Genomic DNA, 13,720 nt, shown 5'->3' on the forward strand with positions numbered 1-13,720 from the left:
ATGAGCAATCAATCTGAATGGATCAGCAAGGACTTTGGGGCCTTTAAGCTAAGGTTCCGTCCATATACCCTAACATTGCGCCATGTCTTCACCGTCGCTTCTTACAGCCGAAGTACGACACCTGTTGTATTGACCGAACTGGAGTACGAGGGTATCATCGGCTATGGTGAGGCCAGCATGCCGCCTTACCTTGGTGAGTCGCAGGAAAGCGTGATCGCCTTTTTAAATCAAATTGACTTATCAGCATTCAACTCCCCTTTCCAAACGGAGGAGATCCTGCATTATGTAGACCAAGTAGCAGCAAAGAATACAGCCGCAAAAGCAGCGATAGATATTGCCTTACATGATGTGCTTGGTAAAATTATGGGCCAGCCCTTCTATAAAATATGGGGATTAAATCCGGATCTTATCCCGCCAACTTCTTACACAATTGGTATTGATACGGAGGACATGATCCGCAAAAAGGTTGCTGAAGCAGATCAGTTTAAGATTCTAAAAGTAAAATTGGGTCTGGATACCGATAAAATGATTATTGAAACCATTCGGCAGGCAACAGATCGCCCATTATGTGCAGACGTCAACCAAGGGTGGAAAACCCGGGAAGAGGCATTGGAAATGGCACATTGGCTGGCGGAGCGTAACGTCGCTTTTCTCGAACAACCGATGCCCAAAGAACAGATCGACGATAATGCCTGGTTAACCGAGCACAGTCCAATACCGACTATTGCTGACGAGGGATGTCAACGATTGGCTGATGTACCAGCATTAAAAGGTGTCTACAGCGGCATCAATATCAAGCTGATGAAATGTACCGGTATGCGTGAAGCTAAGCGGATGGCTGAACTTGCACGTTCCCTTGAAATGAAAGTAATGATCGGCTGTATGACCGAAACTTCCTGTGCCATCAGTGCAGCGGCACAATTGGCACCACTAACCGATTGGGCAGATTTAGATGGGGCACTCCTGATCGATAACGATATCTATGATGGCATGACGGTAATCGATGGCAACTGTATCTTACCTAACCGTCCGGGAATTGGAATTTTAAGAAAATAAGATTATATTCAATGCAATGTTTTTCGGTCTTACAAGAAGAACATTGCATTGATTTCGCTATAGCATTTGTAAGCAAAGGCCAATAGCAACCAAAACATTAACAAACTAAATTAATCAATTCATAGCTTTTATGAAATATCCACGTTTGAAAAGTACAACACCGATGTAACTCGACGAGCTATTCCATATGACCTATAAAAGACAAATCTTTTTCATATGAAACAACATGTACTCACAACGTTGTGTCTCATAGCCTGTAGTTCGATGCAGTCTTTATATGCGCAACAGATTCAGATTGCTGGAAAAATCACAGATAGCAATGGAAATCCCATCAGTGGAGTTACCATAAATGTCAAAGGATCCAGCCAAGGGACATCGACCAATGAACAAGGCTTATTCACCCTTAATGCAAATTCAAATGCTACACTAATGCTATCTGCTGTCGGCTATAAAGCACAGGAGATTCAGGTCAATGGCCGAAAAACAATCAGTATTACACTTGCCAGTGGCGAACAGGCTTTGGATGAGGTCATGGTTGTCGCTTATGGTACAGCAAAAAAAAGTACATATACTGGATCTGCGGCAACAGTAAAAGCCAAAGACATAGATAATGTTCCCACAACCTCATTTGAAAGTGCCCTAAGTGGACGCGTTGCGGGTCTGACAGTTTCTACTCCCTCTGGACAAGCAGGCTCAACACCTAGCATTCGTATTCGGGGCGTAGGCTCGATGAATGCTTCGAACGAACCGCTCTATGTTATAGATGGTGTTCCTGCCAATTCCGGTTCGGGTGGTCAAATGGGCGATTATATCTACACATCCAACAATGTGATGGGAAATCTCAATCCCGATGATATTGAAACGATTACCGTACTAAAAGATGCGGCGGCCTCCTCCCTATATGGTTCCAGAGCAGCAAATGGTGTCATCTTAATAACGACCAAAAAAGGCAAAACGGGAAAACCCACGGTCAATTTTAAAAGCTCTATCGGCTTTACGCCAACCTGGGCAACAGATAATTACGAAACAGCGTCGCCTCAGGATCAAGTTAACATGCTGTATCAGATATTTCATGATTACCGCACGTCAAACGTCAATCCAAAAACTGGTGTAAACTATACCGATGCGGATGCCAGTACTTACGCCCTTGGACAGCTAAATAACAAATTTAACAAACATGGTTACCGATTTGAAGTCAGTGATCCCTTGAGAATGAGCAACATTAGCATCTTAGGAATGACTGATGGAATTGAAAACCGTGAAGGCAAATATTATGATTGGGATAAAGCCCTGTTTCGCACGGGAATCTATCAGGACAACAATCTTTCACTTTCAGGGGGAACCGAGTCAACGAAATACTTTTCCTCTTTAGGTTACACCACAGATAAAAGTAGAATTAGGGTCAATGATTTCGAACGTATCTCAGGTCGTCTCAATCTAACGCAAAAAATAGTTGATAACCTGGAATTTGGAACGAATATCAATATCGGTCACAACAAGAAAAAAGGTTTTAATGACACCCGCAATACGGGATCGAACTATTTTCTACAATCCAGAAATCTCCTGTGGCCATTATACTGGCCTACAAACTATAAAACGGGTGAAGCTTGGACAGACCGCTATGGTAGCTATGCCTATAATGCCGACTATTATGACCAACAATGGGACAACAACTCGAAAACAAATAAGCTAGGCGTCATCAGCAACCTGACCTGGACAATTCTTCCCGAACTGACAGCAAAAACTGTATTCTCATATGATTATACGGACATGAAGGACTATTTATATTATAGCGCTAAACATTTCAATGGTATCAGCGATGGTGGTGTAGTGCACCAATTTAACACGAATATGCTGAAATTGGTAACTTCAAATACCGTAAATTATAATAAATCATTTGACAAGCACACTATAAACTTACTCGCTGGATTTGAGGCCGAAAAAAATAAGACGGATTTTATGCGCACAACAGGCCGCAATTTGGGTTCCGCCGAGCTTCCTTACATTTCTTCGGCAGGTAAGTTTGAAGCCAATGCGTATAGCTGGGGTTATAACCTGATGTCATTTCTCGGAAGGGCGGAATACAATTATGACAACACTTATTTTTTAGCGGCTTCCTATCGCCGTGATGGTTCTTCAAAATTAGGTCCGAAAAACCGGTGGGGAGATTTTTGGTCGATATCGGGTGCTTATAGTTTGAAAAACCTTCCGTCTTTGCGTGAAAACGATGCCATCAGTACATTACGTCTGAAAGCCTCTTACGGTGTCAACGGGACCTTACCAACGGACAATTTTGGATGGAGAAGACTTGTATCCTTTAACAACTTCAATTATAAAGGACAACCGGGAGGTAACCTTGTCTCCAACCCAGACCCGGATATTACCTGGGAAACCTCTTATACTACTAATGCCGGGCTGGAATTTGGCTTCCTAAACAATAGAATCACGGGGTCAGTAGAATACTTCAATCGCACTTCTAAAAACTTATTACAGGATGTCCCAACGTCACAAACAACCGGATTCAGCACCGTATTGAGAAACGTAGGACAGATCAACAACAAAGGAATAGAAATTGAATTAGCAGGTGACATTATCAAAAAAGATGATTTTAGATGGAGTGCAAATGTAAACGCAGCTTTCATCAATTCAAAAGTCCAAAAGCTAAATGACAACCAGGATATTATCTGGTATGATCCTACTGGCTCAGTGGGCAATGATACGAAAGGGAGCGGTGATGCCCGTGCGCAATTTATTTATAGAGAAGGGCAGTCAACACTCGCGTTTTATGGTTACGAATGGGCAGGCGTTGACGCGACCAATGGCAAAAACGTCTATTATACCAATAACAGCAACACAGGTTCGGGTATATTTGATTACAATGGTCGAAAAGCAACTTATGACTTTAACCAAGCCGATTATACAATCATCGGAAATGGTATTCCGAATGTCAGCGGTGGTATAAATACTGATTTTGAGTACAAAAACTTCAATCTAGGCTTCAATTTTATATACAAACTTGGCGGTAAACTATACGATGGAGCATTCAAAGATGTCGCCGATGATGGTTACTACTGGGAAAGGATTCGCTCGGAATATGCCTTTGAGCATATGTGGACCGAAAATAATACATCTGGCACCTTACCAAAATTAGACGGAAACGACCTGACTGACCCTCAAAAATATAGTTCCAGACAACTACATGATGCCTCATTCCTTCGGCTAAAAAATATCAATTTTGGTTATAGATTACCGAAAACTGTTTTGAACAAAATAGGATTTAGCAATGCCAGAGTATATTTCAATGGAACTAATCTATTGACCGCATCAAAGTATAAAATTGCCGACCCTGAGGTTGGTCAATACGCAACACGCGGCTGGGAAACACCGCTAGGGAAGACCTACACATTTGGTATAGAACTGGGTTTTTAATCGTTAATCTTTTAAGAAATGAAAATATTTAAAATATCTATTATAGCCGCAGCTCTGGTAACGTCCTTCAGCAGCTGCAAGGATTTTCTAGACGTTGAACCGGGCAATTCCATTGATGCAGGGACAGCGCTTAATGGCGCCAGTGATGCCCGCAATAGAATAAACGGATTAAGCAGACTGATCGCTTCATCAAGTTATTACGGTCGAAACTTTGAACTATATGGCGAGGTCAAAGGGGGCGATCTAACGGTTTATTCCCAAGGAAGAGGGCTTGATCAACTGTATTCATTTAATCAAGATGCAGAAACAAATAACTTTTCGGGTTTCTGGTCACAGATTTATTATTGTATTGCCCAGACAAATGACGTATTGGAAAAAATTGACCAAGTGGCTATGGATTCCAGAGCGCAATATGCAAATGCACAGGGACAGTTACTTACTTTACGGGCATTATTTTATTTTGACCTCGTTCGTTTATATGGAAAATCATATACACAGGATAAAGCTTCTCGGGGGGTTCCCATTGTTATCAGTCCGGCATCCTATAACAGTAAACCAGCCAGAGCAACTGTAGAAGAAGTCTACACCCAGATTCTAAAAGATCTCAAAACCGGCCAGGAGCTACTTGGAGCAAATAAAGCTATTGACAATGGGTATATCAATTATTATGCGAACTTAGCCATACAAAGCAGGGTTTATCTGACAATGGCGGACTATGAAAATGCCTATTCAAAAGCAAATGAGATCATCACCAGTGGTACCTATAAATTGTATGAGAATGAGAAATGGACGTCTTCTTGGGCGAGCATGTATGGCACAGAATCTATCTATGAACTTGGTATTAACGAAGGTGAAGCTGACTTGGGTACAGCAAGCCTGGGTTATTACCTGATGCGGAGAACAGGTGGACAGGGTGGAATGTTCTACGCAAGTGATTATTATCTCAATCGCATGAAAGAGGACAACAGTGATGTGCGTTGGGCAATTTTGGGAAGAGACGAAAGTTCGGCAACACGTATGGGAGCCGTTTATAAAAATCTAGGTAGTGTAAATACCAATACCTCCTTACCACTAAATTCACTTGGGGACAAAGGAAACACAAATAATACGGCCGTGAATATCAAAGTAATCAGGCTTTCTGAAATTTACCTTATCGCTGCGGAGGCTGCATTAAAAAAGCCAAGCGCAGATCCCGCAAAATCGGCAGAATTATTAAATGCTATCAGTAAACGCTCTCCGAACCGTCCTGCATTCTCTTCGGCCACGGTCAACGAAGATGCCATCCTTAATGAAAAGAGCAAAGAGTTGTTTGGTGAAGGGCATCGATACTGGGATATGATCCGGCTCAACAAGAAAATCACATTCAATGATGACTTTCAGGGATTGACGATCAAAACCCGTCCTAAGGAAATTGACCGAACTTTTGAAAAGTATATCCTGCCAATCCCTCAATCGGAAATCAATGCCAATCCAACGTTGAAGGACCAGCAGAACCCCGGATACTAGATGTAATAGATTAGCTCTAAAAAAAACAGCACCCCGAGGCGGGGTGCTGTTTTTGATTGTAAATGCGTCTTGGAATTACTGTCCTTTAAACGGATTTTGATCACTTTCCTTTAGCTGAGTATTTCTTGTCATTTCTAACTGTGGAATCTGGCAGATAAAGCGGTAATCATTAGACGGTAATGTCCCTGTCGGATTTGCACTCTTCGGATCATACCCATCCAAGTTGGTCATACCCCAAGTATAATGTCCCTCCACATAGATAGGCGTTTCCTGAATACGCAGCAAAGGCTTTTGTAAGCGAAGCAGATCATATAATCCTGTCACGCCCTCACAAAGTAATTCTTTGCGTCGTTCAACATAAATTGCTTCCAAAAGAGGCTCTCCAGCAGCTATCTTAGTCAGATTTTTCACACCCCTGGCAGTCTGTAGACGGTTCAAATAAGTAAGCCCCATGCCGTTATTTAAGTGGGCAGCTGCCTCTGCCATAATTAAGAGCATCTCTGAGCCGCGCATCAGTGTAACCTCTGGTCGAGTATTTCCTTGCACTGCACCATTGGCATCACCATAATGCTTGTATTTATCGTAAGCCCATTTTGTAGAAATAACTGGATTTGTATTTTTGGTGCGTTTCCAGAATTGGTAACGGTCTTCTGTTTTTTCAAATAATTTTTCATACTGCCCATCCGCAAAAAAATCCAAGAAAGAATAGATCGGCCCCTGATCATACCCCTCACCATACTTCTCATCCTGATTATACCAAAAGTTAAACTGTGTACTGCCCCCCAAATTATTCGTTGTCGTATACTTCATCGCCCAAACCACTTCCGGATAAGCATTGGTGATCGCATCATCAAAACCGCTACGGTACTGATCCCGTGTCATGAGTTGGCTGTATTTATTATAAACCGTTGAGGCTTCAGTCAAGGCGCCCTGCCAGTTATTCATCACCAAATAGACCCGTGCCAGTTGACCGGATACAATATCCTCATTAATTGTCCATTTATCCGGACGGTCAAATCCTTTTAACAATGATTTCGCTTCACCAAGGTCAGCCAGGATTTGATCATAGACTTGTTGTACGGTAGCCCTGGGTAAGTTGAGATCCTCCTTAGGATCCAGACGTAATATCACCCCCTTCTTTTCTTTGGCGATCATATAAGTTTGTTGGTAGTTCTGGATCAGGTGAAAGTAGCAGATTCCCCGAATAGCTTTAGCTTGCCCTAAAATCTGGTTTTTAATCGCATCATCCCCCTGTGCCGTCGGTACGGCCCGAATAATTTTATTGGTCTGATTGATGATTCTATACATCATTGACCAGATTGCATCGGAACTATTTGTAAACAGGGTTCTTACAGCATCATAACGATAGGTCTCGACCTGAGTTCCCCCCATATTATCATGGCTAACAATATCTGCACCACCTAGATCCACATACATTTGCAATCCCGGTAACCCCGCATAAACACGGTCTGCGCCCTGATCATTAAAATATAATTGTCGATAAGCAGAGGTCAGCACCATTTGTAACTGCCCTGCACTGGATAAAGCCACTCCTTCTTCCGTATCGACGGAGGTATTGGAATCCAAAAAGTCCTTGCAGCTCCCCATAAAAAGCAATGAAGAAGCCAAAATTGTAAAGTGTATGGTTTTGAATATCTTTTTCATTAATATATTTTTTATACTAGTAACCTTATCATCCTGTATACACCGATTTCATTTGATCTATACATCAGTCAGATGGTCGGTTCCTATGATTTTCCTCGATTTAATTTATCCTTAGAATGTAACCTGCAAGCCACCAGTATAGATTCTTCTCGCCCCTTGCCGACCATTATCCGTATCCGCATTCCCATTATAGTTATTACCCGACAAACCTGTTTCTGGTTCGGTATACCGATTTTTGGCAGAACCAAAAGTCAATAAATTATCCGCTGAAACAAAAAACCGGACATTGGATAATCCCAGCCTTTGTAAGGTGTTTTTCGGAATGGAATACCCCAGTGTGATATTCCGCAAACGTAAATAATCGTTGTTGAAAATATAAAAATCAGAAGCTCTGCGTGTCGAAGCATAATTGTCATCCGACCATTTTGGCAGCAAGGCATGATCACCGGGTTTACGCCAACGGTCCTGGACTAAATCCTGGGTTACTCCCACCCCACCGCGGAGTGTACTACGCTCAGAATAGGAGTAATCATACATTTTTCCACCAAGTGAATAATAGAACATAAACGAGAAATCCAACCCATGCAATTTGAAACTATTGGTCAGTGAACCATATACTTTTGGCAGAGCTGACCCAATCCATTGATAATCATCGGATGTGACCTCACCAACATAGTCTTCGGAAATCTTCCAGCCCCCCTTATCATCTTTCACCCAATATTGCATATTACCGTTATCCGGATTGACACCTGCATTTTTGACCATATAGAAATCATACAATGAATGTCCTTCCTCTAAACGATAACCGGCACCGCGGTTGTTGAATGTAAAAGCTCCGCCCGGCAAATAGGTAATTTCATTTTTTAGAGTGGATAGATTTGCATCTATCTTCCAATTAAAATTATCTTTTCGGAAAACATCTGCACCAAACGAGAATTCAAAACCACTGTTTCTCAGATTACCAAGGTTAATATTCTGTCCAATTGCATTTCCAGCCTGCGCCGAAATGGGAAATTCTTTGTAAAAAAGAAGATCGGAAGAATTTCTTGAATAATATTCTATTGTTCCATAAAAACGCTTTAAGAAAGCAAAATCAGCAGCGATATTAAACTGCTTGTTTTTTTCCCATTGCAGATCAGGTGCTGCGACAGTATTAGGTTTTAAACCTGGTAATCCATAAAGATTATCAGCACTATAATATGCCTGGTAGCCATAAAGAATCTCATCAGTTGCCACACCTTGCGCATTACGTCGGATCAACCGGTCATTTCCGGTAGTACCATAACTGCTACGGAACGATAAATTATCCAACCAAGTCGCCTCTTTTAAGAAATTCTCTTTGGAAATTTTCCAGGAAAGTCCACCGGACAAGAAATTTCCCCAGCGATTATCGGGGTGAAAACGAGAGGATCCATCCCGACGGAAAGAAACAGAAGCAAAATACTTGTCATTATAATTGTAATCCACTTTAGCCAAATACGACAATAAGGCATAGCGATCTTTATACGAACCCACGGACCAGTTGGTTGTTGTAGAAGAAAGCTCATATTGTCCGAGCTGCATGATTCCTTCGCCATAACCATTGTCACCTACCATATTTCGGGTATAGGATTCCTGCCCAGCCAATGCTGACAAATGATGTGCTCCAAAATCCTGCTCCCAGCTCAGGATATTATTGAAGGTGACAGCACGAGTTTCATCATTTCTACGCCCCGCATTTCCACCACTGGTCAATACACTCGTTCCGTAAGGTGCTTTTTGACCTAACCCATGCACAGCCGAACCATACGTAAATTCTTTATAAATATTATTATCTATGCTAATGCTAGACTTAAAGTTTAAATTGTAGGGTAATTTTATTCCTGCAAAGTAGCGGGCCGATATCATGTTGCGCTGGTTATTGGTAAATCCTTCATCATTCGGATTATCCCAGTAATCACCGCCATTGTTCAACACGTGGATACCAAAAAAGTTATTGCCATAAGTACCATAATCAAACATACGGCGGCCAGTCTTTTCAGAATAAACCCAATCTGTATTGTCAGCATTACGTAGCCAAGGGGATGTCAATGTCGTACTAAAATCTAAGGCTCTACTAGCTCCGGAAAGATTCTGTTTAGATGAGGAGAACGACATATTCCCTCCGAGCTGCAACCAATCAGTTACCTGCGATGTTACATTAGCCCTAAAACCATAACGTTTAAAATATTGAGCCATAGCATATCCCTTGTCATCCAAATAGTTCGAAGACAGAAAATAATTGGTTTTGCCATCGCCAGCGGTACCGCTCACATCTAAATTATACTCTTGTCGCAATTTGCGGGAGAATACAGCACCATAATAATCGTAGTCAGACTCATTCCAGATCTTTTCCAATTTAGGGTTGATATAAGCGTTCCCATTTCCATCATGAAGTACATAATTTTCATTGATGTCTTTAAATGGAGATACGTAAACACCGGCGCTGCTTTTTTTCAGTAGCTTACCAAGTACATTGGCAGACGCCCAATCCCCCGCCTCTTTCGAAGTTCTGTTATAACGGTAAAACTGGTCATTATACATGCCCTCCCAAGTGTTCAACAGTTGTTCTTCGGGTGTGGCTTTTGTTGGATTTCCAACAGCATTATCCGAGGTTCCCCATGTAGACTTAAAGTTCAGGGTAGGTTTGGAGCTTTTACCTTTCTTAGTGGTGATCACAATAACACCATTGGCCGCTCTGGATCCGTACAAGGAAGAAGCTGCCGCATCTTTCAACACTGTAATGGATTCGATGTCGGAAGGGGCAATAGATGTTAGCTGGCCATCGTATGGCATGCCATCCACCACATATAATGGATTGGATGAACCGCTCATGGAACTGATCCCGCGGATCTGAATACGAGAATCACCGCCCGGATTACCTTCATTGTTGGTTACATTGACCCCTGGGCTCATTCCTTGGAGGGTTTCAGCAAACCCCGATCCGCCTATTTTTTCCAGCTGCTCTTTTTTAACTACGGTCGCAGACCCTGTAAAGGTCGATTTTTTTGCCGTACCATAGGCTACGACCATGACTTCATCCAAATCAGTTGATGTGGCATCTAAAGAAATAGACAGGTTTGATTGGCCTTCATATTTCAATTCCTTAGATCCATAGCCTACGTAGGATACAACGATAATCGCTCCAGGATTCAGCTTACTTAATTTGAAACGCCCTTGCTGATCGGTATAGGTCGCTATCGCAGATCCTTTGACACTGACAGAAGCTCCTACAATTGGCCCGTCCTTATCGCTGACCTGGCCAGTAATCTCTTGTTGCGCAACTTTGTACTCAATTGTATTTGCAGTATTCGGCGTAGCATGTACATCGAATGCAAATCCACTTGACGCTACTAAAGTCAATGCGAAAAATAATTTTGTTTTTTCTGACATAATTAGTGGGATGGTTTTAAGTTAGTTTCTCTTGCTTCGTAGATTCTAGCGCCAAATATATATTAATTAGAATTTAATGTAAAATCTTTGTTGTATTTTAATTAATTCCAAACGAGGCAAAAAAAAGACAAAAACAAACAAAAAAGCCCATAGAATTATGGGCTTAATATTATTTCAAGCGATAAAACAGTATTATTTCACTACATTTTTTGATTTATTATCAATCGATTGCGTAAAATTGATTAAATAACCATTTATCACTGCATATTGTATCTCCTTTTCGGACCCAATAAAAAAATCAGCGCCACCCCCTAATCTCAGACAGGTATCAGCAACAAAATTGGCACCATTCAGCACCTGAATCGGAAAATCATGCAGCTGCGTACCTTCGTCCCTATCAGAAATCTGTAACGCCCCATACCCCTGTTTCAACAACTTAACCACAATGGGTAAGGTTAATTCCGCCAGTGAAAAGACCTGGTCAGTATACATTTTTGCGGGAATAAATTGGAGCCCTTCGACATCAATATCAGTATATCCGTAGAAATCCTTCAAGTCACCGATATCCTCAATCACACCTTCTACGTAATAGTCACCCGCCACGGTTTTTTCATTTTGTCGAATAGCCACATCCACCAACATCCTTTTACCATTTTTTTTGATGGATAAGTTTCGAATCAAAACATCATGCAGCTTTTCGTCATTAAAAGGAATTGCGTTGTAATCTGCAATATCATATACTAGATAGGATCCCGAAGCGATTTCCTGAAAGGCGTGTAAAAGCGCAATGAAATTATATTTTCGAACTTCCAGTTTTTCAGGGTCACCGGCGTAGGCTCCTGATTCAATCAGAATGGTACGCGCCCCCCATTTTTGAAAATTGTCTCCAAAACCACGTGGGGTATGTTCATCATCATATTTCGCGACAGCATTCGGTATAAACTCCTGTAATATCTTGTTTATCCCAACGATAAGCCGCATGGCATCTGCCCGAACTGTATTCACACTTCTCGCATAATCGTATGCTGGTGCCAACAAGGAAATTGTTACCGGAGTGGCGCTGCCTGGAATATTGTAGTAATTATTCTGATTATGGAGATTAAAAGCAAAGTCTGGCTTAAGTAGCATCGCCTGTGCTTTTAAAAGGCTGCTCTCCACCGTTGCAAGCGCACGCGCATCCCGGTTCATATCCACATCCATGGCAGTCCGCCGCTGATAACGCTCAGCACCGTCAGGGTTCAGCATCGGAATAAAGTATAAGCTCAGTTTATCCCCCATCTCCTTTCGCAAGGCATCAAAGCCGTCCGCCTCCCCATTTAAGAAATTAAACAGATCAAATAGCGCCATTGTTGCCGTAGGTTCGTCCCCATGCATCTGCGACCATAACAAAACCTTTATCGGTCCTTGCCCATATTTCAATCTAAAAATCGAACGATCCTCCACTGACTGTCCAATCTCTTCAACGGTAAATTGTTTACTGGCCTCTATTCCTTGCAAAAGTGGCAAGATATCAGCATGTTTAAATCGTCTATGCTGCAAAGCCTTTTCTTCATATAAAGAAAAGGCTTTGAGAAAATCTTCTTTTACTAAATTCATCTTAGTCGTTTAAGGCGGCTTCAAGTAAGGTAATCGTTCCCTGCGATGCATCCATTCTCACCTTTGCACCTACCGGAAGGATAAATTGCTCCGCAATATGCCCAATGACAGCTCCGCTATAAGCAGGCACCTTTAAGGGCTTGATATAATCATTGAATAGCTGATCCAATGTCACAGAGCCATAGCCTCCCGACGGCTTACAATTGGTACATTTCCCAAAAATAAAACCTTTGATCACAGCTAATATTCCTGCATTTTTTAATTGGCAAAACATGCGGTCAACGCGTTCCATATCTTCATCCACCTCCTCAATAAAAAGTATCTTTTCTTTAAAGTCGGGTAGATAAGGCGAACCACACAACCCCGTCAATACGGTCAAATTTCCACCAAGCAGTACGCCATCGACAGTACCCGGAGAAATTGTGGTAATCCGGTCTTTAGTCTGTACAATATTGTCTCCTTTTGATTTAGGGTTTTCAAATACCGCAGGTTTATTCGCTACAAATTGCGCATTAAATGCATCGGCAAGCTTCTTCGTCCATGTGCTTATACCGACCGCACCATGGAAAGCAACAAGTCCTGTTTTCGCATACAACGCCAGAATTAACGCCGTTATATCTGAATAGCCCAACAAAATCTTCGAATTTTGAGCAATCAGCTTATAATCAAGCCGGTCCAAAAGACGGGAAGTTCCCGAGCCTCCCCTTACACAAACTATTGCTTTAACAGCCTTATCAGCAAACATATCATGTATATCGGCAATACGCTCCTCATCTGTACCGGCTAAGTTGCCATAACGGCTACGGATATGTTTTCCCTCTTTTACTTTAAAACCCAATGTTTCAAAGATCTCGCGAGCGATAATAATTGATTCCTCATCGTCCAATACTCCTGCGGGAGTGATCAATCCGATCGTATCCCCGAGCTGTAGCTTCTTTGCCAGCAAAGTCGCTGGCTCTTTTAAGCCTGCCACGGTTTCTGTAGTGCGCCCAGCCCCCAATACCGGAATGGCCAGTGCGCCCAAAGCAATTGATTTTATAAAAGCCCTTTTCTCCAT

General features: G+C 42.0%; 7 protein-coding genes. 3 read left to right on the forward strand and 4 right to left on the reverse strand.

Features of this window, described 5'->3' with window-relative positions:
* The 3 genes from B4G94_RS12020 (at window position 1) to B4G94_RS12030 (ending at window position 5,991) form a co-directional block, all read left to right on the forward strand.
* Entirely contained in the window at window positions 1-1,056 is a 1,056-nt protein-coding gene (locus B4G94_RS12020) for a dipeptide epimerase (protein ID WP_165308413.1), read from the forward strand.
* Between the two features lie 216 nt (window positions 1,057-1,272).
* Window positions 1,273-4,485 carry a SusC/RagA family TonB-linked outer membrane protein gene (locus B4G94_RS12025; protein WP_286859087.1) on the forward strand — a complete coding sequence of 1,071 codons (3,213 nt, stop codon included), beginning with the start codon at window positions 1,273-1,275 and terminating at the stop codon, window positions 4,483-4,485.
* An 18-nt stretch (window positions 4,486-4,503) separates the two neighbouring features.
* Complete coding sequence (locus tag B4G94_RS12030) at window positions 4,504-5,991, forward strand: RagB/SusD family nutrient uptake outer membrane protein (RefSeq protein WP_286859088.1); 1,488 nt, start codon at window positions 4,504-4,506, stop codon at window positions 5,989-5,991.
* A 75-nt stretch (window positions 5,992-6,066) separates the two neighbouring features.
* Here the strand turns inward: B4G94_RS12030 and B4G94_RS12035 are convergent, their stop codons facing one another.
* The 4 genes from B4G94_RS12035 to B4G94_RS12050 all read right to left on the reverse strand — a co-directional run bounded on the left by B4G94_RS12035 (window position 6,067) and on the right by B4G94_RS12050 (window position 13,720).
* Window positions 6,067-7,656: a RagB/SusD family nutrient uptake outer membrane protein gene (locus B4G94_RS12035; RefSeq protein ID WP_286859089.1), complete on the reverse strand. Its 1,590-nt coding sequence runs from the start codon at window positions 7,654-7,656 to the stop codon at window positions 6,067-6,069.
* Between the two features lie 111 nt (window positions 7,657-7,767).
* Window positions 7,768-11,067: a SusC/RagA family TonB-linked outer membrane protein gene (locus tag B4G94_RS12040; protein WP_286859090.1), complete on the reverse strand. Its 3,300-nt coding sequence runs from the start codon at window positions 11,065-11,067 to the stop codon at window positions 7,768-7,770.
* Window positions 11,068-11,259: 192 nt separating this feature from the next.
* Window positions 11,260-12,663: a M14 family zinc carboxypeptidase gene (locus B4G94_RS12045; RefSeq protein WP_286859091.1), complete on the reverse strand. Its 1,404-nt coding sequence runs from the start codon at window positions 12,661-12,663 to the stop codon at window positions 11,260-11,262.
* 1 nt (window position 12,664) lies between these two features.
* The gene (locus B4G94_RS12050; RefSeq protein WP_286859092.1) at window positions 12,665-13,720 is read right to left on the reverse strand and encodes a S66 peptidase family protein; all 1,056 of its coding nucleotides are present in this window, start codon (window positions 13,718-13,720) and stop codon (window positions 12,665-12,667) included.

Source organism: Sphingobacterium sp. UBA7625, assembly GCF_002484085.1.
GTDB classification, from domain to species: Bacteria; Bacteroidota; Bacteroidia; order Sphingobacteriales; family Sphingobacteriaceae; genus Sphingobacterium; species Sphingobacterium athyrii.

Excerpts from the sequence above, each read along its gene's own strand:
- B4G94_RS12020 (WP_165308413.1), top strand. The coding sequence starts at position 1 with ATGAGCAATCAATCTGAATGGATCAGCAAGGACTTTGGGGCCTTTAAG.
- B4G94_RS12025 (WP_286859087.1), top strand. The coding sequence starts at position 1,273 with ATGAAACAACATGTACTCACAACGTTGTGTCTCATAGCCTGTAGTTCG.
- B4G94_RS12030 (WP_286859088.1), top strand. The coding sequence starts at position 4,504 with ATGAAAATATTTAAAATATCTATTATAGCCGCAGCTCTGGTAACGTCC.
- B4G94_RS12035 (WP_286859089.1), bottom strand. The coding sequence starts at position 7,656 with ATGAAAAAGATATTCAAAACCATACACTTTACAATTTTGGCTTCTTCA.
- B4G94_RS12040 (WP_286859090.1), bottom strand. The coding sequence starts at position 11,067 with ATGTCAGAAAAAACAAAATTATTTTTCGCATTGACTTTAGTAGCGTCA.
- B4G94_RS12045 (WP_286859091.1), bottom strand. The coding sequence starts at position 12,663 with ATGAATTTAGTAAAAGAAGATTTTCTCAAAGCCTTTTCTTTATATGAA.
- B4G94_RS12050 (WP_286859092.1), bottom strand. The coding sequence starts at position 13,720 with ATGGAGAAAAGGGCTTTTATAAAATCAATTGCTTTGGGCGCACTGGCC.